19 protein-coding genes and 5 tRNA genes are annotated in these 24,820 nt (G+C 45.8%); 10 read left to right on the top strand and 14 right to left on the bottom strand.

Features of this window, described 5'->3' with window-relative positions:
- Positions 1–61: 61 nt before the first annotated feature.
- The 3 genes from J2W69_RS03715 (at position 62) to J2W69_RS03705 (ending at position 4,062) form a co-directional block, all read left to right on the top strand.
- Positions 62–2,146 (top strand): hypothetical protein, encoded by a 2,085-nt coding sequence (locus tag J2W69_RS03715; protein WP_310275078.1) that lies wholly within the window; start codon positions 62–64, stop codon positions 2,144–2,146.
- 65 nt (positions 2,147–2,211) lie between these two features.
- Positions 2,212–3,042, top strand: a complete 831-nt coding sequence (locus tag J2W69_RS03710) for a 5'-nucleotidase, lipoprotein e(P4) family (protein ID WP_310274686.1) — start codon at positions 2,212–2,214, stop codon at positions 3,040–3,042.
- Between the two features lie 129 nt (positions 3,043–3,171).
- Positions 3,172–4,062 (top strand): hypothetical protein, encoded by an 891-nt coding sequence (locus J2W69_RS03705; RefSeq protein ID WP_310274685.1) that lies wholly within the window; start codon positions 3,172–3,174, stop codon positions 4,060–4,062.
- An 84-nt stretch (positions 4,063–4,146) separates the two neighbouring features.
- On the opposite strand, the gene J2W69_RS03700 is transcribed toward J2W69_RS03705, so the two are convergent.
- Complete coding sequence (locus J2W69_RS03700; RefSeq protein WP_310274683.1) at positions 4,147–5,109, bottom strand: aldo/keto reductase; 963 nt, start codon at positions 5,107–5,109, stop codon at positions 4,147–4,149.
- Between the two features lie 156 nt (positions 5,110–5,265).
- On the opposite strand from J2W69_RS03700, the gene J2W69_RS03695 reads away from it, so the two are divergent.
- The 6 genes from J2W69_RS03695 (at position 5,266) to J2W69_RS03670 (ending at position 13,144) form a co-directional block, all read left to right on the top strand.
- Positions 5,266–6,045: a pseudouridine synthase gene (locus tag J2W69_RS03695; RefSeq protein ID WP_310274681.1), complete on the top strand. Its 780-nt coding sequence runs from the start codon at positions 5,266–5,268 to the stop codon at positions 6,043–6,045.
- Positions 6,042–7,835, top strand: a complete 1,794-nt coding sequence (locus J2W69_RS03690) for a sensor histidine kinase (protein ID WP_310274679.1) — start codon at positions 6,042–6,044, stop codon at positions 7,833–7,835. Before J2W69_RS03695 ends, J2W69_RS03690 begins: the two co-directional genes overlap by 4 nt.
- Entirely contained in the window at positions 7,836–9,218 is a 1,383-nt protein-coding gene (locus J2W69_RS03685; RefSeq protein ID WP_310274676.1) for a sigma-54-dependent transcriptional regulator, read from the top strand.
- 197 nt (positions 9,219–9,415) lie between these two features.
- Positions 9,416–10,732 (top strand): dicarboxylate/amino acid:cation symporter, encoded by a 1,317-nt coding sequence (locus J2W69_RS03680; protein ID WP_310274673.1) that lies wholly within the window; start codon positions 9,416–9,418, stop codon positions 10,730–10,732.
- Entirely contained in the window at positions 10,725–11,684 is a 960-nt protein-coding gene (locus J2W69_RS03675) for a porin (RefSeq protein ID WP_310274671.1), read from the top strand. Before J2W69_RS03680 ends, J2W69_RS03675 begins: the two co-directional genes overlap by 8 nt.
- A gap of 41 nt (positions 11,685–11,725) precedes the next feature.
- Complete coding sequence (locus J2W69_RS03670) at positions 11,726–13,144, top strand: SLC13 family permease (protein WP_310274670.1); 1,419 nt, start codon at positions 11,726–11,728, stop codon at positions 13,142–13,144.
- A gap of 116 nt (positions 13,145–13,260) precedes the next feature.
- Here J2W69_RS03670 and J2W69_RS03665 read toward each other — a convergent pair.
- From J2W69_RS03665 to J2W69_RS03630, 8 genes are all read right to left on the bottom strand, one after another.
- Positions 13,261–13,336 (bottom strand) — tRNA-Gly (locus J2W69_RS03665).
- Positions 13,337–13,411: 75 nt separating this feature from the next.
- Positions 13,412–13,498 (bottom strand) — tRNA-Leu (locus J2W69_RS03660).
- A gap of 57 nt (positions 13,499–13,555) precedes the next feature.
- Positions 13,556–13,629 (bottom strand) — tRNA-Cys (locus J2W69_RS03655).
- A 15-nt stretch (positions 13,630–13,644) separates the two neighbouring features.
- Positions 13,645–13,720 (bottom strand) — tRNA-Gly (locus J2W69_RS03650).
- A 133-nt stretch (positions 13,721–13,853) separates the two neighbouring features.
- Positions 13,854–14,396, bottom strand: a complete 543-nt coding sequence (gene pgsA, locus J2W69_RS03645) for a CDP-diacylglycerol--glycerol-3-phosphate 3-phosphatidyltransferase (protein ID WP_310274668.1) — start codon at positions 14,394–14,396, stop codon at positions 13,854–13,856.
- A gap of 30 nt (positions 14,397–14,426) precedes the next feature.
- Positions 14,427–16,247 (bottom strand): excinuclease ABC subunit UvrC, encoded by a 1,821-nt coding sequence (uvrC, locus tag J2W69_RS03640; RefSeq protein ID WP_310274666.1) that lies wholly within the window; start codon positions 16,245–16,247, stop codon positions 14,427–14,429.
- Positions 16,248–16,265: 18 nt separating this feature from the next.
- A complete protein-coding gene (gene uvrY, locus J2W69_RS03635) occupies positions 16,266–16,901 on the bottom strand; it encodes a UvrY/SirA/GacA family response regulator transcription factor (RefSeq protein WP_473091919.1) in 636 nt (211 codons plus the stop codon).
- A 214-nt stretch (positions 16,902–17,115) separates the two neighbouring features.
- Positions 17,116–17,206, bottom strand: a tRNA-Ser gene (locus J2W69_RS03630).
- Positions 17,207–17,439: 233 nt separating this feature from the next.
- On the opposite strand from J2W69_RS03630, the gene ansA reads away from it, so the two are divergent.
- Positions 17,440–18,453, top strand: a complete 1,014-nt coding sequence (gene ansA, locus J2W69_RS03625; protein ID WP_310274661.1) for an asparaginase — start codon at positions 17,440–17,442, stop codon at positions 18,451–18,453.
- 83 nt (positions 18,454–18,536) lie between these two features.
- Here the strand turns inward: ansA and J2W69_RS03620 are convergent, their stop codons facing one another.
- From J2W69_RS03620 to J2W69_RS03600, 5 genes are all read right to left on the bottom strand, one after another.
- Complete coding sequence (locus J2W69_RS03620; protein ID WP_310274659.1) at positions 18,537–21,233, bottom strand: DUF349 domain-containing protein; 2,697 nt, start codon at positions 21,231–21,233, stop codon at positions 18,537–18,539.
- Positions 21,220–21,501, bottom strand: coding sequence for a YeaC family protein (locus J2W69_RS03615; protein WP_310274657.1), 282 nt, complete (start codon positions 21,499–21,501; stop codon positions 21,220–21,222). Before J2W69_RS03615 ends, J2W69_RS03620 begins: the two co-directional genes overlap by 14 nt.
- Before the next feature lies 1 nt (position 21,502).
- Positions 21,503–21,829 carry a zinc ribbon domain-containing protein gene (locus J2W69_RS03610; protein WP_008898738.1) on the bottom strand — a complete coding sequence of 109 codons (327 nt, stop codon included), beginning with the start codon at positions 21,827–21,829 and terminating at the stop codon, positions 21,503–21,505.
- 97 nt (positions 21,830–21,926) lie between these two features.
- Positions 21,927–23,054 carry a M14 family metallopeptidase gene (locus J2W69_RS03605; RefSeq protein WP_310274655.1) on the bottom strand — a complete coding sequence of 376 codons (1,128 nt, stop codon included), beginning with the start codon at positions 23,052–23,054 and terminating at the stop codon, positions 21,927–21,929.
- Positions 23,055–23,214: 160 nt separating this feature from the next.
- Positions 23,215–24,666, bottom strand: a complete 1,452-nt coding sequence (locus J2W69_RS03600; RefSeq protein WP_310274653.1) for a glyceraldehyde-3-phosphate dehydrogenase — start codon at positions 24,664–24,666, stop codon at positions 23,215–23,217.
- Between the last annotated feature and the right edge of the window lie 154 nt (positions 24,667–24,820).

Raw genomic sequence — 24,820 nt, 5'->3', positions numbered from 1 at the left:
AGTGCGTCCATTCTCCGCCACTGAAACTGAAGCAGACCTGAATTTTGGTTCTGGCCGCTACATGTATTTCACTGAACGCGACCTGAGTCGGATCCTGTCCAATCTGGATGCCTTGCGAAATAGTGTTTTCCCTATTCCAGCCTCAGAAGTTGAAGACGTTAACAGACGACAGCAACAGTTTCCTTCGGTTTGTTTAATTGGCTTAGGCCGATGTGGCTCTAATATAGCGCTGGACGTGGCCTCTCTGGTCTACAATGCCCGCAGCTTCTATATGAACGAATTTAATATTGAAGAACGTCAGCAAAAAGAAACCGAATACCGCCCTGTACGCTGGATCAAAAAAGGCCTGAATCTGGATAAGTCCCATCAGGTGAAACCGGTGTTTTTGATTGAGCCTTTAGTGATGCTGGGTGACCTGGATAAAGATATCGAAGGTCGTATTCGTTTTTCTCATAAAGGTGAAAAATCCAATTTCCTGCAAGACTACAACAAAATGAAAATTATGGACTTATCTGAAGTCCATGCTGGTGGTGCAGGTAACGCCCCTATTCTGGGTCAGTACTTAGCGAAAATCATTCTGAACAAAGACACGCAGAAATTCTCTAACCCGGACTGGAAATTTATCCACTCTTACCTGATTGATTCCTGTGGTATCAAAGCCAACCAATCCCGTCTGTATTTCTATATTTTCAGCGCAGGCGGCGGTACAGGTTCTGGTATGGCGTCTGAGTTTGGTTTGGCTCAGCAATATGCTTATATGGCGAAAACCTTCGATACCAGACCAGAAATGGAAAATGAAGCCAACGCTGGCCATTCTTTTGTATTTGAACCTATCTTCACCAGCGGTATCTGTATACTGCCGAATATTACCGATCACGGCGTGGAGATGTCAGAAGCTTTGCATATCAACTCAGGCCGTTTGTTATGTAAGTATTTGGCTGAAGAATGGGATTTCTCGTACAACCTGGAAAATGAAGACAGCGCTGAATCCAGCGTGATGCACCGCATCCGTCCCTGGAATGCAATGATGTTGATTTCTAACGACATTATGCGTTACGCCGAAGAAACCGATGACGGTGAAATTCAGCATATTGACGTGAATGCGATGGAAAAATATGCCAACCAGTATATTTCCCAGCAGATTTTTAACATCTTAACAGCGCAGGCTGTGACCACAGATTACGACGAAAACTACTTCCGCCGTGCCGGTATCGACATTGGGGAAACTATACGTTTAGATGCCAACGACTTATTTATGAGTCTGGCAGGCCCTGTGGCAGTGGCTTATGCTGAATCTGTGATCCCAAGCACTCCTGCTGCAGTGGATAAACTGAAGTTGTTTGATAAAAGCAGCAATAGTGGTCTGAATATCGATGACCTGTTTTTCCGCTCCATTGACCTGCCCCACTTTAATAAAGTAACGCAAGCCATCGAAGGCATCAGTTTGTTACCTATCGAATCTGGCCGTTACCGCGAAGCTTTAGCGTCCTACGTCAAAAGTGGATACGATCCAAAAGATTTAAAAGATCTGCATTTCTTCAAGAACTGTTCGTCTGTCGTGTCTATTATTTCGTTGCCAAAAGACTATAAACTGTCGTACATGGATTTAAATCGTCTGAAAAGCCATTTAAATACCCTGTTCCCAAACACCACCTTAAAGCGTTATGCGCTGGTGATTGGTGCTTCAGCGAATATCTCGCTGACTACCCTGATTGTTAAAAGTCCTTGTTTAAGTGATGATTTCCTGACCTTGATCGTGTCTTTTATCAAACGTTGTTTTGCCAAAGACGACTATCGTTTTAATGACTCGCTGGATAAAGCCATGCTGGACTTTATCCGTGACGATCATTTTGACGAAGAACGTCTGGACGAGATGCTGCATGAGTTTGAAAATCCGGCGAAAATTCTCGATACCAACTGGTATGCCATCAAACCTATGTATGAGAAAAAATACCGTGAGCTGATTCGTAATAAAGACAAGTTTGTCTCTATTAATGACATTCGTTTGTCCCGCGACAGTGTGAAAAAGTCTATCCACTACCTGCGTGAGATTTATCGTCACAAGATCAGTAAAACTAAGGTTATTTCACTGAATAACCTGTCCGATAAAGGGGCTAAAACTGAGCCCGGTCCGGATAAAAACTAAGTCGCAAGCCTCCGCTGTGCGGGGGCTTTTTTTATCTTTATCTTTTTTATACTTACGGAGTCTTAATGAACCTCTCTCACTCCTTGCTGCTGGGCAGCTTCATGTGGTGCTGTTTTACCTTACAAGCCAACACTCACGACAATATGAATGCCACCTTGTGGTATCAAAGTTCAGCAGAATTTAAAGCCAGTGCGATTCAGACCTATCAGGCCGCGACTTTACAACTGCCTTTGGCAATAGCAGACAAAAGCTGGACTGCTCTGACGAACCAGAAAGAGAATTACCAACAGCTGCCACCCGCTATTATTGTCGATATTGATGAGACTATTCTGGATAACTCCCCTGTTGCCGCTCAAAGCGTGTTATTAAATGCGGGCTACGATCCGAAACGTTGGGACCAATGGGTCGCTATGGCTGCAGCAAAAGCAGTGCCGGGCGCAGTAGCTTTTGTCAACACAGCAGAAGCAGCTGGCGTCAAAGTGTTGTATATCAGCAACAGAGAATGTGAAAAACGTACTGGCTCTGATGATAGTTGCCCACAAAAAGCCGATACGCTGCGTAATTTAAAAGCTGTAGGTATAGAAAAAATTGATGCCTCACAAATCTGGTTAAAGTCAGAACAACCGCTCTGGAGCAGCGAAAAAGAAAGCCGCCGCCTGCTGGCTGCCAAAGACTTTCGCATTTTAATGTCGATTGGCGATGATTTTGGTGATTTCCTGCCCGACGTAAAGAAAAACATCACACCAGAGAAACGTTCCACTTTGGTGGATAGCTATCAGGACTACTGGGGTACAAAATGGTTTGTATTAGCCAACCCAACTTATGGATCCTGGCAGACTATTTTAGAACAACCTAATAGCCAGTATTTGCAGTCTGTGCCAACGACAAACAACTAAGTCCCACAAATAAGAACCATGAAGGGAACTGTCTTAGCTCAGTTCCCCTTCATGTAACATTTATTTGAATCACATAGAATTTTGCCTTACTGTAAAACAACAAACCAATCGATATAGGTAGATGACTGAATGAGTGATGCTTTTCAATATATGGCTGATAGATTGTTGGGGACGAACCTATCAGGACTAAACGGTCCAAAGGGCGTGACTTTGCCTCAATCTGAGGTCGATAGAGTAAACAGCATTATCATTGAGTACAATAACCTTATTAAATCTAATAAACACCTTCATGACGAGAATCAACAGTTGATTCAGAAAATTAGTGGACTGGAATCCGAAAATCAGGATTTTAGAATGAAGCTCGCGAGAATATCTTCTGAAAACAAGAGAGTGTCACAAGGTGAAATAGCAGGTTCATTTGTTGATTTGAGGCTAAATGCTTATCTAACATCAGTATCCATTGACCCTTCTCTCAACATTGAAGACCGTATTGCTAAAATGACTCGGTCCCAACGTTACACTTACAATTTGTATGCGATCGCCTCAACAGATTACATGTTGCTTACGTACAACATTGCAGATTTGCTATTAGCCGTAGAATCGCTTATCAATAAATCAAACCAACGGATGGAAACAGGATTGGAAACCTGTGACGGATACACGAAAAGCTTGTATGAAGTTAAAACTTTATTATCTGACTACCTTCTTGCTTTAACACAGGCTGACAATGAAGTCTATAAAGCATGGTTTACAAGACGAGTCGAAGAACTTAGCGCATCCGTTAGGTTTTTTAGCGATACTAAACAAATTAACCCATCTACTATCCCCTCGATCTCTTTGGGCGGAGCAGGACACTGCATTAACGATGTAAAGCTTATAAAGGCAATCAAAGCCGAATTGTCTGAGTATGCCAATTATCTTTTTGTTGGAGAAGATACAGAATTAACATCTGAGGTTTTGCTACCTAGTTGCTATCAAACTGGCGCATACGGTATAAAGTATCGGCTCATACCTATTTAACACAAAACTTTTAGCGAAGAATTGTAGAACAAGATAGACAGCGTCATTGAGCTTGTAAAAATCAATCACGCTGTTTTACCTCTTTTAAGGTAATGCCTTACCTCTGGCGGCAACGTAAAGTGCATACCAGTGTTCACGGCTTAGCTGGACAGTTAAGGCCTTTTGGCAAGCTGCAATACGAGCTGGCGAGGTGGTGCCTATCACGGGCTGAATGCCTGCCGGGTGTTTTAATAAAAACGCCAGCACTATAGCTTCCGGACTGGTTTGGTACTCTGCGGCCAATTGCGCTACCAGAACGGCAGTGGCCTGCTGAGCTTGAGTTTCAGGGCTACGGCCACCGCTAAACAAACCTTGCGCCAGACTGCCCCAGGCTTGCAGTTGCACCTTGTGCAACTGGCAATATTCCACAGTGCCATAACTAAAATGATGAGCCGCACCATCTGGCATAGCGGTCAGTACGTTCTGCTCCAGCCAGTTTAAATCTTTCAGGCTCATTTGCAGCTGATTGGCAACCAAAGGCTCAGGCAATACCGACTGCAGTAACTGCAGTTGCGGCCAGCCAAAGTTGGATACGCCAAAAGCTTTGACTTTGCCTTGTTGTTTCAGCTCTGCAAAAGCTTCAGCCACTTCATCAATCAACATCAGTTGATCCGGTCTGTGCAGCAATAAAATATCTAAATAGTCAGTTTGCAGTCGTTTCAGTGACTGATGTACAGACTCAACAATGTATTTTTTGCTAAAGTCATAACGCCCTACCGCTGTATCATCAGCAAAACGTATCGCACATTTACTTTGTATGATCAGCTGTTCACGTAATCCGGAATGAGCAGCCAGATAATCGCCAAACACAGCTTCGGCTTTGCCTCTGGTGTAAATATCCGCATGATCAAAAAAGCGGATATTAGCTGCAAGTGCAGCCTCAATGGCGGTAAAGGATAAATCCCGTTGTTCTTTGCTGGTCGTGGGCAGATCCCAGCTGCCGCCCAGGCCCATGCAGCCATAAACTAAGGCATCGGCTTGGGGGAAATAGTGCTGAATAGGTAACATCAGTGGTCCCTTCTAAATAGTAAGCAGCAAGTGTACCTCATCCACCCGTCTTGCCAAGACCCAGCCTGTTTTCTGCTCTAAAATAAACAGCGGCCTTGCCCCTGATGCATTGAGCCCCTAAACTATCGTCCTTTTTCAACTGCCGGGTGTGAAGCTGTGGAGCAAACAACATTGTTTCGTTTAAATAAATTTATTAGTGACACAGGTTTTTGTTCACGCAGGGAAGCCGATAAACTGATTGAGCAAGGTCTGGTGACTGTCAACGGTCAGCCGGGGACTTTGGGCACAAAAGTGACAGAGCAAGACCTGGTCCTGGTGCAAGGCAAGCCACTCAAAGCCAAACCACGGCGGGTTTATCTGGCTTACCATAAAGCTGTAGGAATTACCTGCACCACAGAGCTGGATGTCAAAGGCAATATTATTGACGCCATGGGTTATCCCGAGCGTATTTTCCCCATAGGCCGGCTGGATAAAGAATCTGAAGGGCTGATTTTTTTGACCAACGATGGTGATATCGTTAATAAAATTCTGCGCGCCGGTAATGAGCATGAGAAGGAATATGTGGTTACGGTCGACAAGCCTGTTACAGAGCAGTTTTTGCGTAAAATGGCCTCTGGTGTGCCTATCCTCGAGACCATTACCTTACCTTGTCAGGTGAAACAGATTTCCCGCCAAACCTTTAACATTATTCTGACTCAGGGGTTAAACCGGCAAATTCGTCGTATGACAGAATTCCTGGGCTTTAACGTCACCAAACTCAAACGTGTCCGTATTATGAATGTACGTTTGGCTGAGTTAAAAGCAGGTCAGTACCGTGAACTGACCCAGACCGAAATGGCAGAGCTGGAAAGCAAATTGTTAAGTTCCAGTAAAACTGAAGAGGCCTCCTTATTGGCGACGCCCAAAGCCGTTTCTGCCCACAGACGCAGTGAATGAATAAGCAGCTGCGCTGGTTCCTGCTGCTGTGTGGCTATCTGCTGGCCGTTACACTGGCTCTATGCGCTGCACAGCATTGGAACTACCGGCAACTGACGATAAAAGCAGAGCATCAAAGCGATAATCTCGCCGCTTTTATTCGTTATGAAATAGGCCGTTATGCTGATTTACCACAACAAATTGCAGAGTCGGCCTTCTTAGTCTCTTTACTGCAAGACCTGCCTCGATCAACTGATCCACTTAATCAGTATTTGTTTCAACTACAGCAAAGTGCAGATGTGGCTGATTTATACCTGGTCAACCCTGCAGGAATAGTCATCGCCAGTTCGAACGCAGATAAGAAGATCAATTATCTCGGCAAAGATTTTGGCTTTCGGCCTTATATACAAAACGCGCTGACAGGCCAGAGCGCTCAGTATTATGCGCTGGGTCATACCAGTGAACGCCGCGGTTTTTATTACAGCGTGCCAGTGCTTGTACAGAACCAGATAGTTGCCGTGATGGTTGCCAAAGTGGATTTGGAACCTATAGAGCAACATCAGCACCAAATTGCCGGGCTTGCCGACAGTCACTTTATGGTCACAGGACAAAGTGATGAGGTGTTTTTATCTGATATTCAGCAATGGCGTTTAACCAGCCTGACGGGGAAAGCCCTCAGCCCATCTGAGCAGCAGCGCTATATTACCCAAGATATCGAACCCATGGACTATTCGGTTCGCTCTGCTGTACTGGCTTCAGCATATAGACTGTGGCAGTTGAAGATCGACAACAAAACCTCCAGCTTTTTAGCGTACCAGCGGCCTTTGCCGGAATTTGGCTGGACCTTAACAGTGCTGGCCTCTCCTGCTCCGCACCAATCCTCCCTCTGGTGGGCGTTTTTACTGATCTCCTTGTTTTACAGTTCGGCATTATTGGCCTTGTGGGTAAAACGCGAACGGCAAAAACGTCATTTGCAATTAGTGCAACATAATCAGCAACTGGAACAACGTGTGATAGCCCGGACCAAAGATCTGGCAGAAACCAACAGGCAGCTGATACGTCAGATAGAGCGTCGTGAACAAACTGAAACTGAGCTGGCACAAACTGAACAACAGCTGGTGCAAACGGCCAAGCTTGCGACTATAGGCGCATTGTCAGCCTCTTTGAATCATGAATTGAATCAGCCGCTGACCGCTTTACAAAGTTATGCTCAAACGACTGAGAAGCTGATCGACAAAGGTTATCTGGTTGACGCCAAAACCAATATTCAGGCTATGCGCCAGTTAATGCAGCGTTTAAGTGTGATAGTGGCGCAGTTTAAAGATTTCAGCCGTAAAAGCTCCGGCAAAAACCAGTTAGTGCAGGTAAATAAACTTATTTTGGACGCCCTGGGTATAGTCAAACATCAATGCCAGCAACAAGGCGTAAAAATCAGGCTGCAGCTGCCAGATAACTCCCCTATGGTGCTGGCCGATCCTATTCAACTGGAACAAGTGCTGGTGAATATTTTGACCAATGGGGTGCAAGCTATGGCAGGAGCAGCTGATGCCAGCTTTCATATCGCGGTTAAAACTCAACAGCAGCAGGTCAGTATTCATATCCGTGATCAGGGCCCAGGTATAGAGCCTCATCATTTAGAACGCATTTTTGAGGCGTTTTTTACCACTAAACAACGGGATGGTTTGGGGCTGGGTTTATCTATTTCACAGCGTATAGTGCAATCCTTTGGTGGCCAGCTTGAAGTACGTAACGCCTCTGCGGCTGGTGCTGAATTTATTATTTCGCTTGCTATCGCAAACACAGGATCTTAAATGGCGACTACAGAACAACAGCATCCGGCTATTATTTTTATTGATGATGAAACCGATATTCGCAGTGCGGTCAGCCAGTTGTTGAAGCTGGAAGATTTACCTTGCTTCACCACCGCCAATCCTGCCGAAGTTCTTAAACAAATCAGCCCACACTATAGCGGCATAGTGATCACCGATATGCATATGCCGACGCTGAATGGCCTTGAACTATTGCAGAAAATTCATGCGATAGACGCTGAAATCCCAGTGGTGATGCTGACAGGTTATGGTGCAGTGTCATTGGCCGTCAAAGCCATGCAACAAGGCGCTTATGATTTTCTGGAAAAACCTTTTGATAATGATCATCTGGTAGAAGTCAGTCGCCGGGCTTTGGAAAAACGTCATTTAGTGCTGGAAAACCGGCAGTTAAAAGCTGCGGTTGAACGCGAACAACAGCCTGGTTTACGTATTTTAGGCCAAAGCCCTGTGATGCAGCAGTTACGGCGCACTCTGGATGCCGTGATCGACGCCCCTGCTGACGTGCTGATTTATGGAGAAACCGGCACAGGCAAAGAACTGGTGGCGCGCTACTTACATGAGCAAAGTAGCAGACGCCAGCATAACTTTGTTGCCATCAACTGCGGAGCTATACCAGAACAACTGATTGAAAGTGAACTCTTTGGTGCTGAAGCAGGAGCTTTTACCGGCGCAGATAAAAAACGTATAGGTAAATTTGAGTTTGCCAATGGCGGCACTTTATTACTGGATGAGATTGAAAGCACCCCTTTGTCTTTACAGGTCAAACTGCTGCGGGTGCTGGAAGAACGTAAAGTAACCCGCTTAGGCTCGAATCAGGCCATAGATTTGGATATTCGGGTCATAGCCGCCAGCAAAATGGATTTAAAACAATTGGCTGGCACAGGCGAATTTCGCAGTGATTTGTATTACCGCTTGTCTCTGGTGGATTTGCATTTGCCCGCACTACGCCAGCGTAAAGATGATGTGTTTTTATTATTTTCACATTTTGCCCGCATAGCCGCAGCGCGTTTCCATAAAGAATATATTCCGCTCAAAAGCACAGAGTTACAACAATTGGCGCAGCATCAATGGCCTGGCAATGTGCGGGAGCTGCGTAATATGGCGGAACGTTATGTATTAATGGGTGCGCAGGTTGCTTTTAGCACTCAGCCACATAAAGCAGAACATGGCATCACAGGCAGTATGAGCTTACAGCAGCGGGTTGAATATTACGAAAAAATGCTGCTGGAAGAAGCCTTAAATCAACACAAAGGGGCGATAAAAGCTGTGATGAGCGAGCTGGATTTACCCCGTAAAACTTTGTACGACAAAATGGCTAAATATCAGCTGACCCGCCGCGACTTTCTGGACAAAAACGAAGACTGAGCTGCACCTTGTGCGGATTAAGTGACAACCCTCTTTGTAGCTTGTGCGGAAATCCGCACAAGCCTTCTCACCCTTTAAATAAATAATATGTAACCACCTGAATTTAAACAATAATATTAAAATAAAAAAGCTGGCTTCCTCTTTGCTATTGACTGTCTGACAGGGAGATTTACTCCATAACCAGAGAGACAATAATAATGAAAAATAAAACCAAAAGGCTGCTCTCCAGCCTCTATATCCAAGTATTGTTAGCTATAAGCATAGGTATCTTTTTAGGTCATTTTTATCCGGAGCTTGGCACCGCCATGCAGCCTTTGGGCACAGCCTTTATCAAGCTGATTAAAATGATTATCGCGCCCATTATCTTTTGTACCGTAGTGGTGGGTATCGCCGGTATGGAAGATATGAAAAAAGTAGGAAAAACAGGGGGTTATGCCCTGCTCTATTTTGAAACAGTGTCGACCATCGCATTAGTCATAGGTTTAGTGGTGATTAATGTCGTCAAACCTGGTGTCGGAATGCATATAGACCCGGCCAGTCTGGATCAACAATCCATCAGTAAATACACAGCGCCGGATCAGATGCAAAGTACCACTGATTTTCTGCTGAATGTGATCCCCAGCAGCGTATTTGATGCTTTTGCCCGTGGCGATATGCTGCAAGTGCTGTTTTTTTCTGTCCTGTTTGGTTTTGCTTTGCAGCGCTTGGGTGGCCGGCAAAACCTGATTTTTGGTTATGTGGAAAAAAGCTCAGAAGTGTTATTTGCCATAGTGCATATGCTGATGAAAGTCGCTCCTGTTGGTGCTTTTGGTGCCATGGCCTTTACCATAGGTAAATACGGCATTGCTACTTTATGGTCTTTAGCCGGTTTAATGGCCACCTTCTACATCACCTGCCTGCTGTTTATTTTTATCGTATTAGGTGCAATTTGCCGTTACCACGGTTTTTCTATTACCCGCTTTATTCGTTATATTAAAGAAGAGCTGCTGATCGTATTAGGCACATCATCGTCTGAATCCGTGTTGCCACGTATGATGGCCAAGCTTGAGAAATTGGGAGCTACTAAATCTACTGTAGGTTTAGTTGTGCCTACAGGCTATTCTTTTAATCTCGACGGTACAGCTATTTATCTGACCATGGCGGCGGTCTTTATTGCTCAGGCGACAGATACCCCCATGGATTTAACTCAGCAGCTGACCTTACTGGCGGTGTTACTGGTGACATCCAAAGGTGCTGCAGGGGTGACCGGCAGCGGTTTTATCGTATTAGCTGCTACTTTAGCTTCAGTAGGTTCAGTACCAGTGGCTGGTATAGCCTTGATTTTAGGCATAGACAGATTTATGTCTGAAGCCAGAGCATTAACCAATTTAATTGGTAACGGTGTCGCCACTTTGGTGGTTTCCAAATGGTGTGGTGAACTGGATATGCAACAATTGGATAAGGAGCTGGCTCTGGGAGCAACTTCACAAACAGATACAGTGTCAGTCAAAGCGGCAGAGGTGCAACATGGTTAAATCAATATATTCTGCAGCCGTCTGTTGCACTCTGGCTTTTACAGCGTCAAAGGTCAACGCTTTTGAATGGGACTGGTACGGTAAACTTGAACTACAAGCACTGGATGTTGATAAAGGGCTGTATCGTTATGCCGATCAAGGCCGGCAAATTGAAGTGCCGTTTTCCCGTTTGGGTCTGAAAGCCAAACATCAATTGACAGATGGATTGGCTGTCATAGCTGTGTATGAGTGGCAGGTAAATGGTCTGGATGATGCCAATAAAGGTCACCGCTTCGGTTCACGTAATACCTATATAGGGCTAGCTGGTCGCTATGGCGAATTGGTGTTTGGTAAAAATGACACCAGGTTTAAAAAATCTGAGGGAAAAATCGATTTATTTAACGAGTCCCTCGCCGATATAGCTCAGATCACGCCAGCTCAGGACAGGCTGGAAAATATACTAAGTTATCAGTCGCCGATTATCGAAGGTTTTAACTTTTCCGCCACCTGGCAGACAGGGGCCAGTGATGAGATTGCCGGTGGTTATGACTGGGTAGTGGGTTATGGCGACCCGGCGTTAAAAAAATACCCTCTGTATCTGGCGTATGGCCGTACTGATGAACTGAACAATATCACTGCAGAGCGTCTGCTGGCACAACTGCCACTGTGGCAAACTGATGGTGCTGTGCTTGCAGCAGGCTTGATGTATCAGCACAGTGAACATCTGGTGCGTAATATCGAAGGGGACGCCTGGCTGGCGCAGCTGAGTTATCAGCGTAACGACTGGACTTATAAATGGCAATGGCAAAAGGATGACAGCCGAACCCGTCATGCTGAAAATGCCAGATTGCATAGCATTGGAGTGGATTACCAGTGGCGAAACAATTTGACGGCCTATCTGCTTCTGTCCAAACTTAACTTTGAAACCGGGCGCGATCATGCAGCCGCTCTGGGCATGAAGTTTTTTTTCTGATCTCACCGGAGCCTTGCTCCGGTTTCTTTTAAGGATGTATTATGTCGTCTTTCTCCAGCCGCATGCTGCTACTCTGTGGCCCCTTGTTATTACTACTGACTATTTTGTTACCGCCCCCCACAGCACAAATGAGCCAGGCCGCCTGGATGATCACGGGTTTAATGGCCTGGATGGTGCTCTGGTGGATCACCGAGATCGTGCCCATTCCGGTTACATCATTGCTGCCGATGATTTTTATCCCCCTGTTGGGCATAGATAAACTGGACGCAGCAACCTCGCCTTACGCCCATCCGTTGATTTTCCTGTTTTTAGGCGGTTTCTTTCTTTCCATAGCAATGGAAAAAACCGTTCTGCATAAGCGCATCGCTTTAAAAGCTTTGTCTATGGTCGGGTCTTCACCAGGTTTACAAATAGCAGCTGTGATGGCTGTCACTGCCTTTTTATCCATGTGGATGTCCAATACCGCCACAGCTGTGATGATGTTGCCTATAGGTTTATCCATTATCGCTATGGCAAACGCCTCAACACAGGACCAGTTTGGTAAAGCTGTTTTGCTTAGTATCGCCTACAGTGCCAGCATAGGGGGTGTGGCTACTTTAATTGGTACTCCACCCAATGCGCTGCTCGCCGCTTACTTATCAAAAAGTTATAACATTCAAATCAGTTTTGCCGACTGGATGCTATTGGGTGTGCCATTGGCTTTGACTATGTTGGTTATTTGCTGGGTCTGGCTGACAAAAATCCATTTCCGCATGCCCAAAACTGAACTGGCTCAGAATGATACTTCAGCCCAGTTGCAGGCTTTAGGCGCTATGTCACGTTCACAAAAATTAGTGTTAATGGTATTCGCGCTGGCGGCTTTTAGTTGGATCAGCCAGCAATGGCTGGTGAAATGGACCGGATTACCCGTCAGTGACACAGTAATTGCCCTTTGCGCAGCCGCTTTACTTTTTATCTTGCCAGGCGAAAAAGGTTCTGGCACAGCTCTGCTGGAATGGAAAGACAGTCAGAATTTGCCCTGGGGAGTGTTGTTGCTGTTTGGTGGTGGTCTGAGTATGGCCGATCAGATCCAGAAAACCGGTGTTGCTGAATTATTGGCACAACAATTACAGCTATTGCACACTGTGCCGCCTGTACTACTGCTGCTGGTGGTGACCAGTCTGATCATCTTCCTGACTGAAGTTACCAGCAATACAGCTACTGCGGCAGCTTTCCTGCCATTATTAGGCCCTGTGGCTCTCTCTATGGACCTGTCGCCGCTGTATTTAGTAGTGCCAGCGGCTTTGGCTGCCAGTTTTGCCTTTATGATGCCTGTGGCTACGCCACCCAACGCTATTGTGTTTGCTTCAGGCAAGCTACAAATTAAAGATATGGTCAGGGCAGGCTTAGTGCTGAATCTGGTCGGTATAGTAGCGATCAGCCTGTTTAGTCTGTGGCTGGGTTCACTCCTGGTGAGTTAACTTCCGTTGGATCACAAAAAGCGGTTTAGGCCGCTTTTTTTAGGCACAAACAACACCATTCTGCTCTGCAGAGCCTAAAACGAAAAAAGCAGCCTGGAGGCTGCTTTTTCTAAATTTGGAGCGGGCAACGAGGCTCGAACTCGTGACCTCGACCTTGGCAAGGTCGCGCTCTACCAACTGAGCTATGCCCGCTTAGGCATTTTGCAGATAACAACCTGCTTTGGTATTTCAGGTTTCTCAACCTGTCTCAACATCTTGCTATTGAGATGGTGCCCGGGGCCGGACTTGAACCGGCACGCCCTTTCGAGCGAGGGATTTTAAATCCCTTGTGTCTACCGATTTCACCACCCGGGCAAACACTTTTCAATTTTGTATTACAGCCAACGACATTCAACCAAGTAACGCATTAGATGGAGGCGGGTCCCGGAGTCGAACCGAGGTGGACGGATTTGCAATCCGCTGCATGGCCATTCTGCCAACCCGCCATCTGGCGTACGACTTGGAGCGGGCAACGAGGCTCGAACTCGTGACCTCGACCTTGGCAAGGTCGCGCTCTACCAACTGAGCTATGCCCGCTTTCTACTGGCCATTCGCCGTAACACGAGACGCATTCTACTGGTTTATGCTTTTACGTCAACCACAAATTTATGCTTTTAAATTCGTTTGCTCAAAAAGTAGCTTCACTGCTGTTTTTGCAAACTTTTTCCGCCTATTTACTCAGCGCTGGCCAGGATGCTTTCAGGTAAACCAACATAGACCAAACTGTTAATAAGGTCGCTATATACAGCAGCGCCATACTTAAATCAGTCAGCCAGCCGACAGGCTGCCAAATTAAACCTATCAATGCCAACATCTGCGCTGCTGTTTTGTATTTACCCACTTCGGACACTGCGACCTGAGCACGTTGCCCTACTCCGGCCATCCATTCACGTAAGGCAGAAATTAATATCTCTCTGCTGATCATAATAAAAGCCGGAATAGTCACCCATAAGGTTTGCATATCGACGGCGATCAAGACTAAAGCAGCTGCCACCATCAGTTTATCAGCCACAGGGTCTAAAAAAGCCCCAAAAGGCGTCAGCAGCTCCATTTTACGGGCAAGGTATCCATCCAGCATGTCGGTGATAGCAGCAAACCAGAAGGCAAAAGCGGCAAAAAAGCGGGCGTGTTCCAGTTCAGAGTAAAAACAGAATAAACAAACAGGGATCAAACACAATCGGAACATAGTCAACAGATTTGGAATATTCCACATAACACTACTTCTCAAAGTCGGCACACATATTTAGTTATTGTGACATGCCTGGTAAATCTTTTCGGCCTGTTGCCTGGAAATTCCCGGTACTGTCGCGAGTTCGTCCACAGAGGCCTGCATCACGCCATGCAAACCTCCGAGGTATTGTAACAAAGCTTGTCGGCGTTTCTCACCTACTCCGTCGATATTTTCCAATGGGCTTTTAATAATGGCTTTACCGCGTTTATTTCGATGGCCTGTAATGGCAAAACGGTGCGCTTCATCGCGGATTTGCTGAATTAAATGCAAAGCAGGTGACTCTGCAGCTAAGGAAAAACCTGCAGGGTTATCGGGCAAAATTAAAGTTTCTAAACCAGGCTTGCGACTAGTGCCTTTTGCTACCCCCACCAGCACTGGTTTTTTAGCAAAAGGCCAACTGCTGAAAAAATCGATGGCCTGAGTCAGTTGGCCCTGGCCGCCGTCTATTAAAATCAAATCCGGGATCCGGCTTTCATCTGTGAGCTTGCTGTAGCGTTTATTCAGCGCAAATAACATAGCGGCATAATCATCCCCAGGTGTAATGCCTTCGACATTAAAACGGCGGTATTCGCTTTTGTTCGGTCCCTGACCATCAAATACTACGCAAGAAGCAATGGTTGATTGCCCCATGGTATGACTGATGTCAAAACACTCCATCCGCTCTAAAAACTCAAGCTTTAATGTCTGTTTAAGCTCACGATAACGCACTGCAACCTGCTCTTTGACAGACAACTTAGTGGCAGCAGCCACTTGTGCATTTTTTTGTGCTAAAGCCAGATAACGGGCTTTTTCACCACGTTTGGCATAAACAAAACTGACTTTACGCTGCGCGAGTTCACTAATAGCCTGCGCCAGTTGCTCGTCATCTTCGACCTGCTCGCTCAGTACCAGCTCTTTAGGCATCATTTGGCCACCGGCACCACTTAAATAAAACTGAGCTAAAAAAGAGGGTAAAATTTCTTCAGGTGCAGAACCTGCCGGTACTTTAGGGAAAAAGTTCTTACTGCCCAGCACTTTATGATCGCGTATAAAAAGCACATGGATACAAGCCACACCATGCGACCACTCCAAAGCTATCACATCCATTTCTTCGTGATCGCCACTGACGTATTGCTGCTCTTGAACTTTGCGTAAACTGACAATTTGATCGCGAAACTGGGCCGCTTTTTCAAAAGCCATTTCAGTGCTGGCTTTTTCCATTTGCTGCACCAGTTGCTCTATCAATTGCTGGCTTTTACCGGATAGAAACAGCGAGGTATTTTTTACTTCGGCAGCATAGTCTTCATCTGATATTTTGCCGACACAAGGCGCTGAACACAGCTTTAACTGGTACTGCAAACAAGGCCGGGTGCGGGCGCGATAAAAACCGTCCTCACACTGGCGGATAGGAAATACTTTTTGCAGCAGCTTTAAACTTTGCCAGACAGCGCCTGCGCTTGGATAAGGGCCAAAATACTGCCCTTCCACTTTGCGAGGCCCACGGTGCGAGCTGATACGAGGATGTTTGTGGTTGGTGATCAAAATAAATGGGTAAGACTTATCGTCACGCAGCAAAATATTGTATTTAGGCAGGTACTGCTTAATCAGGTTGTTTTCTAAAATCAGCGCTTCTGTTTCACTTTGGGTGACTGTTAGCTCGACACTATGAATATGACTGACTAAGGCGCGGGTTTTACTGCCGGAAACATTCTGGCGAAAGTAACTGGATAAACGTTTTTTCAGATCTTTGGCTTTACCGACATAAATAACGGTTTCTTTCTGATCCATCATACGATAGACGCCCGGCATATGGGGCGCTGTTTTCAGGAAGCTCTTGGCGTCAAACATCGGCATCAAACATAAGGAAAAGGGTTATAACTTTGCAATGTCAATCATGCCATGCCGTAATGCTAAATGCGTCAACTCAACATCTCCACTGATATCCAGTTTTTCAAACATACGGTAACGATAGGAATTGACGGTTTTGGCGCTGACATTTAACTGCTCAGCGATATCGTTGACCTTCTGACCACGGGTGATCATCAGCATAATTTGCATTTCACGGTCCGATAACTCTTCAAAAGGATTTTGATTGCTGCTGGTGACCCGGCTCATCGCCATTTTTTGCGCCACCTCACCTGAGATATAACGCTCCCCTGCATGCACTTTACGAATAGCGCTGACCATTTCTGCAGGGGCAGCATTTTTGGAGATAAAACCTGAAGCGCCTAATTGCATCACTTTGGTTGGAACCGGCTCTTCGCAGGAGACAGATAACGCCAGAATTTTGATTTCAGGGCAATAATGCAAAATACGTTTAGTCGCCGTCATACCGCCCATACCAGGCATATTCATGTCCATCAGCACCACGTCTGGTTCCTGATGACGACAAAATTGGATTGCAGCTTCACCGGAAATAGCTTCACCTATGACCTTAATGCCACGTTCGTCCATTAGTATACGACTGATGCCGGTCCGAACCAGCTCGTGATCATCCACTAATAACACATTAATCAATTTGATATCTCCGCGACCAGGTTAACTATTCCAGTCTAGCTGGGTTATGTCCGAGCATAAAGCAGAGACAGGATAAAGCTCAAGCACTTCATAAGCGAATGCGATAAGTAACATGGAATTTTTATGTGTGAAACAGAAAAGCTATATAAAGCAATGAGATATAGAGGCTCGTAATATAAAAAAACCACCTTGATGGTGGTTTTAATGGCGGAGGGGGAGAGATTCGAACTCTCGGAAGGCTATTAACCTTCGCCGGTTTTCAAGACCGGTGCATTAAACCGCTCTGCCACCCCTCCGCGTTGGACGTCATATTAGGGGGCCCGCCTTTTTTTGTAAAGTGCTTTTCTATCGCTTTTAATCCGTTTGCTCAGCATTTGTGCAAAGTGGTCAATTTTTCACAATTTTCTTCACCTTTCAGCGGTATTCAAAGCGAAATAACTGCGTGGATACAGATTAAACCGAACAAAACCTGACAGCCCCGCCGCTGTTGATTACAATAGCAACACAACAGATCAGGACCTTCTCTGTCATGAACAAAAAACGAATTTATGTCGCCTACACAGGCGGTACTATAGGTATGCAGCAATCCAGCAATGGTTTTGTACCTGTGCCCGGCTTTTTATCCGATACGGTCAAAAGCATGCCGGAATTTTACCGCTCAGAAATGCCGGAATTTGATATCCACGAATACCATCCGGTGATTGACTCTTCCGATATGACACCAGCGCACTGGCTGGAAATTGCCACTGATATTCAAAGCCATTATGCCGACTACGATGGTTTTGTGGTGTTGCATGGCACTGATACTATGGCCTACACCGCCTCTGCTTTATCTTTTATGCTGGAAGATTTGGCTAAGCCCGTCATAGTCACTGGCTCGCAAATTCCGCTGGCACAATTGCGCTCTGACGGTCAGGTAAATTTATTGAATGCGCTCTATCTGGCGGCTTATTACCCTATAGCCGAAGTGGCGCTGTTTTTTAACAATAAACTCTTTCGCGGTAACAGAGCTACCAAGGCTGATGCCGATGGTTTTGATGCCTTTGCATCTCCGAACTTTTCACCGCTGATTGAAGCTGGTATTCATATCAATTTAGTGGCTGGCCATCTGGCCTCTACTGCTGTGACCAAAGCTTTAAAGATTGCACAAATTACCCCTCAGCCGATCAGCGTCGTGACTTTGTATCCGGGCATCAGTGCGGATGTGATCAGAAACATGGCTGCAGCTCCTATCAAAGCCCTGATTATTAAATCTTATGGTGTCGGCAATGCTCCACAACAACCAGAACTGCTGGAAGCCTTAACAGAAGCCTCTAAGCGTGGCACCATTATTGTCAACTGTACTCAGTGTTTTAAAGGCAAAGTGAATATGGGCGGTTATGCCACAGGCAACGCCCTGCGAGAGTGCGGTGTGATCAGTGGTTACGATATGACACTGGAAGCCACCTTAACTAAACTGCATTATTTACTCAGCCAGCCTTTAAGCACTGAGCAAGTAAGGTTATTTATGCAACAAAGTTTGCGTGGTGAATTGACACTGTAAAAGACCCGTCTTTTACAAAGACAAAAAAAAGCCAGCTTGCGCTGGCTTTTTTTCATCTACATTTTTGTTAAGTTAAACAAGAGTTATGCAAACACCACTCGTAAACGCTCCACTAAGCCCTGCTCTTCTGCTTTGACAGCGCCAAAACTTAACCAGCGTTTTAACAATGCATCCACTGTCAGACTATGACCCGAATTGTGTTTGTCCGATAATAACTGCAACTGCACCTGGGCTTTATCAGCAGCGACACAGTCTTTGCCACTGATCAGTTCTATCGCAGTCGTCAGTTGAGCACGAGTCAACTGGGATTCATTGCCTTTGGCAAAGTCTTCACGAAAACGAGCTGGTATAGATTCAGCCGTTACATCAGACTGAGCCAAAGCGTCAAACAACTGCTGATAACTGGCATTAAAAGCGGATTGCTCTAATGTTTCCAGTTTGTGCTGCAGCTCTGTGAATAACTGCTGTTTTTGCTGCAATAACGCTGACTTAGCCGGCACATCCAACGCTTTTAACGCGCTTTGAGCGGCATGCAGTTCTGCTGCTGTGCTTGCCTGTGCAGCTTGTTGTGTTACTTCAGTGAATTGGGCTTCGGTCTGTTGTTGCTGCTCTGACCATTGCTGGTCTTGCTGCTGTTTTGCCGCAGTTTTATTGGCAAAAATCTGATCGCAAACCACTCGGAATTGTGACCATAACTGCTGGTCAGTTTTACCGGCAAAACCAATCTGTTTCCAGTCTTGTTGTAACTTCTTAGCTCCAGCTACCGCTTCATCCACAGACAAGGTCAGCAGCAACTGCGCTTTTTCAACTAACTGTTGTTTTTCTGCAAGGTTTTGTTCATGTTGACCACGAACCCTGGCCTTGAGCTGATCCACCAGCGTCTTAAACTGAGCAGCCAATTCTTTATAAAGCGCAGATTCTGTTGGACCACTTTCACGCCAGCTTTTTTGCAATGCCGTCAGTTGACTGTCAAAGCCTTTATCCAGAGGTTGATCCAACAAGGCGGTTAAATCGGCCAGAATCTGCTGTTTAATCACAGCATTTTGCTTACGTTGCTCATCCTGTGCAGCGAAATAATCGCGGCATGGTGCAAAAGCCTGCTCACAGGCCAGGTTAAACGCCTGATTCAGCTCCTGCTCTACTGCTTCATCAGCACGGCCTAAGGTCTGCCAGGTGGCACGAGCTAACTTCACCTGCTCTGCTCTTTGTGGTGCTTCAACATCAGTGGCTTCAGCCAAAGCCTGCATTTGTGCGACCAACTCTTGTTTGCGAGGCGTAGCTATATAGTTTTGTAACTCATTGAGTTGCTGCAGTTGCTGCTCTGCGGCCTGGAAATCTTTAGCCAGTTGTTGCTGCTGAGCTGGTGTTAATTCAGCGAAACTTTGTTGAATGCCTTTAAACAATCCAAACAATACTTTATAGCGCCCTGCTTCATATAAACGACGAAACTCAGCAAGTTTAGAACGAACAGATTTCAGATTTTTATCTGCCTGACCGGCAAAACCTGTCATCAGATCCTGCCACTGTGCGTTGAGTTGTTGCTGCGCTTCCGCCAGGCTGTCAGGCAACATAGCACCTAAGGTCTTACGGCCTTTATTCCATTCCTGCTGCCATTGCTGATATTTAGCTTCGATCTGTTGAAACTGGGTCGTATCTGTTGGAAGTGCTGCTGAAGACCAGTCTGCCAATAAACGGGTCAGTTTAAACAGTTGCTCAGCCTGAGCCGGCAGTTGTTGCAACTGGCGCTCAAAAGCCGTCACTGCTTTTTGCAAACTGGTTTTTACTGGTGCCGCTAAATCACTTTGTGAGACGTGCTGTAACAAGCTTGTCGCCTTTGCAGCCAAGGGATCGGTTTCATCCAACCGGCCTTCTGACATCAGTTGTGCTAACTCTTGTTGCAAGGCTTGCAGCTCTGTTTCAAGCTGTTGCTGCTGCTGTTTTAAGGCCGCCAGTTTTTGTTGTTGAGCCAGCTGCTGTTGCTGCTCTTTCAACAAAGGTGCCCAGGCAGCTTCAGTGAGCAATTTTATTTTATTAAACTTTTGCGTCAGTTCAGCTGCATCATCCAACAAAGCGAGATCAGACTGAGCTGAGTCCCATTCCTGTTGGTATTGCTGCCATTTTTGCTGCATCTGGGTTAAATCACCACGTTCACGCACAGCGTTTAATTTTGCCAGCAGCAGGTTGATCACTTTACGTACCTGAACTGGCTTGTCTTTGGCTTGCTGAAGCTCTTGGAGTTGCAGCTTTAATTCACTGGCCAAAGGCTCAGCCAATTGTTTACTGAGCTTTTCCAGTTGTTTTTGATCGGTAATCAAAGCCAATAGCTGACGCTTTTGCTCCAGATTTAACAGGTCTTGCTGCAAGTTGGCTAACACCAGTTCGTTTTTTTTCAGCCGCATCAGCAGCGAAAAACGAATATCAGTATCGACTTCTGTCAGAGCTAATTTTTCTAAAATACTGCTTCTGTGACATTCTTCAATAAACTGACGTTTTAATGGCGCAGAGATGCGATTTTCCAGCACCATTTGTACCAACTGGCTTTCAGCATACTGCTTTAAACGTTCGGCGTTATCCTGCTTGCTGGCTTGCCACCATAAAGAAAACTCATTGAGTTTTTCCAAAGCTGCACGGCGTACCGCTTCATGGCCATCATTAAAAGCCAGCTCGTGCAAAATTTCTTTGTTTTGAGCGTCCACATTTAAGCCGGCAATAGCTTGTTGCCGCACTGCAGCGTCTTTGTGTTGCCATTTAGGTGCAAACCAACGTTTAAAGATCATCATGCGCAAACCTTGCTATCGAAGAGTCCTGAGGGAATTGTTTTTTCATTTCAGCTTTGGATTTAACCACCATCTGACCATCTGCCCCTATGGTATAGGGCTCAGTGGATTTGAGTACATAGGCCTGATAAGCCATCACCAGTTGCTGAGTATGAGCTTTTTGCATATCGGAAAGAGCAACACCATCGGCCCAACGACCCGTGGCTACTGTATCTAACAAGGATTGATAGGTATCAGGCGACATCGCCAGCACAAGAGCTTTGAAATCCATATTACTTTTTTCGCTTCAGATAAATCAGGCGGGCTCTGGCGTAAATATACCAAAGAAAACCACCAGCAATCATGCCTTGGGACACCATGGTTTCGTAACCATCCGGCTCTAAAGCCCAAAAATACAAAAAACAGAAACCAGCTAAAAACAGGATCAAGGCCAGCATGGACTGATTGAGTGCACTCTGAACTTTTTTATCCTGTGCTTCAATGGCTAAGTGATGTTTTCTTTCCGCAGTCATACCGCTTAAATCCAACTGACAATGCTGGCAGGTCTGACTTTTATCCGAAATCTTTTTACCACAACGTGGGCAGGAAATAATTGCCATAGTAAAACCCTCTGAAAGTTATGGCGCACTATAAAGCAAAAGAACAAGTTTGCAAGCCAGCTCAGGCTGACCTGCATCTTCTGTAGACAGGGTTTGTTTACCGCAGTTGGTCAACCACAGCTCGTATCGCCACCAGGCTATCCTGCCCCAGTTTCATTGACCGCACATCAGACCAGCCATAAGCCAGATCTGGCAAATTAGCATTGTCTTTAAATGGCATTTCAAGGGTGTAAGACAAGCACTTAAACTGCTCTGCCACCCAGGTGGACGCTATGGTCAAATTCGCCTGACCCGGTGCATCCAGCTCATAACCAAATTCAGTCTGAAACTCTGGAGTGACTAACAACATTGCATCTTTAAAGCTGGTCTCTAACTGCTGCATTTTGGCATTGTACGAAGGCACACCTTCAGCCCCTGCAACAAAGTTGTACGGCAGATTTTCATCACCATGCACATCCAGCAGCATATCAACCCCAGTCTCCAGCATCTGTTGACGTACTAAATAGACTTCCGGGCTTTTTTCCATACTTGGCGTTTGCCATTCACGGTTTAAGTTCACACCAGCGGCGTTGGTACGCAAATGACCACGAACGCTGCCATCAGGGTTCATATTTGGCACTATGTAAAACACAGCTTTTTCCAGCAAAGTGCGGGCAACGCCGTCATCTTCATCCAGCAGTCTGTCTAATAAACCTTCAACAAACCATTCGGCCATAGACTCGCCGGGATGTTGGCGGGCTGTGATCCATATTTTTTTCTTGCCATCCGCAGGTTCGCCCACCACCAGCATACTCATATCACGACCGTCTAAGGTTTCACCCAACTCAACAATTTGGGCCATACCAGAGCTTTGGGCCTGATGCAGTAAGTCCATATGACGTTCGTAGCTGTAAGGCGCAAAATACGCAAAGTACACTGATTCAGCTTCAGGGTAATGAGTGATCACCAGCTCGTCATTAACCAGTTGGGTTTCCACTCTGAACCAGTTTTCTCTATCGTAAGATGCCACAGCCTGATAGCCTTTCCAGCCATCCGGATAAGCAGAGTCTTTGACATTAACGATGCGAATAGTGTGAGGTTCAGTACTTTGAGAATGCAAACGGAAATGGAACCATTGGTAGAAGTCTGAGTTGTGGTCTTTGCGGATCGCCAGCTGAATATCGGCAGGATGTTCGGCTTTGATCACTTCAATATTACCGCTGTCAAAATTACAGGTAATTTTCATAACATATCCACTTGGTTGAGTGACAGATGCTGCCTCAAGGCAGTCTTAACGGACCGGCATCATAACATTAAATTTCTTACTGTTCAGCCGAAGCTACAGATTTGGCCACCTTAAATAATCAAAAAGGCCGCACTAAGGCGGCCTGCTTTGAGATCAATGTCTACTTGTTGACTGGCAACGTTGGGTATTTTATTCCGGCCATTTCGTTCATAACGCGAATCACCTGAGTGCTGTAGCCAAACTCGTTGTCGTACCATACGTACAGTACACAGCGATCATCCTGCACTATAGTGGCTTGTGAATCGACCACACCAGCGTAACGTGAACCCACCAAATCGCTGGATACAATTTCAGTCGAGCTGGTGAAATCAATCTGATCTTGCAATTCTGAGAACAAGGCTACTTTTTGCAGGTAGTTGTTCAGCTCGTCACGGTTGGTTTCTTTGTTCAGGTTTAATGACAAAATCGCCATAGAGACGTTAGGTGTTGGCACCCGAATGGCATTTCCGGTCAGCTTGCCTTTAAGTTCAGGCAGGGCTTTAGCCACAGCGCTGGCAGCGCCGGTCGACGTAATGACCATATTCAGTGGCGCAGCACGACCACGACGTTCAGCTTTGTGGTAGTTGTCGATTAAGTTCTGATCGTTGGTGTACGAATGCACAGTTTCAACATGACCATTTTTGATGCCAAACTCATCGTTTAAGGCTTTTAATACAGGTGTAATGGCATTGGTCGTACAGCTGGCTGCAGAGACAATACGGTCTTCCGGCTGGATCATGTTATGGTTCACGCCATAGACCACGTTGTGAACGTCACCTTTTGCAGGGGCTGTTAACAGAACTTTGGCTGCACCTTTGGATTTAAAGTGAATAGACAATTCTTTATCGTCTTTCCAAATACCGGTGTTATCCACGACTAAAGCGTCATGAATGCCGTACTGGGTGTAATCCACCAATTCAGGAGAGTCGGCATAAATTACTTTAATAAAAGTACCGTTAGCTTTAATACCAACGTTTTCTTCATCCACCGTAATACTGCCGTTAAATGGGCCATGGATAGAATCACGACGCAGCAGACTGGCGCGTTTTTCTAAATCACCTTTACGGCCGCCACGCACAACAATGGCACGTAAGCGTAACTTGCTGCTTGGACCTGAACGTTCCAGCATCAGACGGGCTAATAAACGGCCAATACGGCCAAAACCGTACAATACGACGTCTACCGGCTTAATTTGATCGCCATGGTGTAATATTTCAGACAGCTGACTATCTAAATACTGCTGTAAAGTCTGACCTTCACCGGCATTTTTGTATAAATAAGCAAAGGCCAGTTTACCAATATCGACGCGGCCTGGAGCCAGTTCCATTTTGGAAATGGCTTCTAAAAGCGGAAAACTTTCTCTTAAACGCAGCTTCTGATGTTCAAAGCGTTCTACTGTTTTATGAGCCTTGATGATATCAATGGTCGTTGCATTGACCAGAGGACGGCCGTAAACCACAACTTCAATGCCTTTATTACGGTACAAACGACCTATAATAGGTTGCATGTTCTCAGCGTATTCCTGACGTTCCTGCCAGCTGCGTTGATACTGTTCTTCGTGTGATAGAGTCATGGTTTCGCCTTTTACGTCTTGTAGGTTCAGAGGTGTGCCTGTGGTCATCGCCACATTGAGGCAGGCGCATTGTAATTGAACATGTAATACTACGACAACAATTACAAAAAGATTTTTTCTGAATTCTTCGTTATGCTGAAGGCAGACAGAACTG

It is taken from the genome of Rheinheimera soli (assembly GCF_031457405.1).
Classification (GTDB): Bacteria; Pseudomonadota; Gammaproteobacteria; order Enterobacterales; family Alteromonadaceae; genus Pararheinheimera; species Pararheinheimera soli_A.
Note: the sequence above shows the minus strand (reverse complement) of the source record. Positions and strands in the feature narration are given on the sequence as shown.

Coding starts and splice junctions, on each gene's coding strand:
- J2W69_RS03715 (WP_310275078.1), top strand. CDS start 62: ATGTATTTCACTGAACGCGACCTGAGTCGGATCCTGTCCAATCTGGAT.
- J2W69_RS03710 (WP_310274686.1), top strand. CDS start 2,212: ATGAACCTCTCTCACTCCTTGCTGCTGGGCAGCTTCATGTGGTGCTGT.
- J2W69_RS03705 (WP_310274685.1), top strand. CDS start 3,172: ATGAGTGATGCTTTTCAATATATGGCTGATAGATTGTTGGGGACGAAC.
- J2W69_RS03700 (WP_310274683.1), bottom strand. CDS start 5,109: ATGTTACCTATTCAGCACTATTTCCCCCAAGCCGATGCCTTAGTTTAT.
- J2W69_RS03690 (WP_310274679.1), top strand. CDS start 6,042: ATGAATAAGCAGCTGCGCTGGTTCCTGCTGCTGTGTGGCTATCTGCTG.
- J2W69_RS03685 (WP_310274676.1), top strand. CDS start 7,836: ATGGCGACTACAGAACAACAGCATCCGGCTATTATTTTTATTGATGAT.
- J2W69_RS03680 (WP_310274673.1), top strand. CDS start 9,416: ATGAAAAATAAAACCAAAAGGCTGCTCTCCAGCCTCTATATCCAAGTA.
- J2W69_RS03675 (WP_310274671.1), top strand. CDS start 10,725: ATGGTTAAATCAATATATTCTGCAGCCGTCTGTTGCACTCTGGCTTTT.
- J2W69_RS03670 (WP_310274670.1), top strand. CDS start 11,726: ATGTCGTCTTTCTCCAGCCGCATGCTGCTACTCTGTGGCCCCTTGTTA.
- pgsA (WP_310274668.1), bottom strand. CDS start 14,396: ATGTGGAATATTCCAAATCTGTTGACTATGTTCCGATTGTGTTTGATC.
- uvrC (WP_310274666.1), bottom strand. CDS start 16,247: ATGCCGATGTTTGACGCCAAGAGCTTCCTGAAAACAGCGCCCCATATG.
- ansA (WP_310274661.1), top strand. CDS start 17,440: ATGAACAAAAAACGAATTTATGTCGCCTACACAGGCGGTACTATAGGT.
- J2W69_RS03620 (WP_310274659.1), bottom strand. CDS start 21,233: ATGATGATCTTTAAACGTTGGTTTGCACCTAAATGGCAACACAAAGAC.
- J2W69_RS03615 (WP_310274657.1), bottom strand. CDS start 21,501: ATGGATTTCAAAGCTCTTGTGCTGGCGATGTCGCCTGATACCTATCAA.
- J2W69_RS03610 (WP_008898738.1), bottom strand. CDS start 21,829: ATGGCAATTATTTCCTGCCCACGTTGTGGTAAAAAGATTTCGGATAAA.
- J2W69_RS03605 (WP_310274655.1), bottom strand. CDS start 23,054: ATGAAAATTACCTGTAATTTTGACAGCGGTAATATTGAAGTGATCAAA.
- J2W69_RS03600 (WP_310274653.1), bottom strand. CDS start 24,666: ATGACTCTATCACACGAAGAACAGTATCAACGCAGCTGGCAGGAACGT.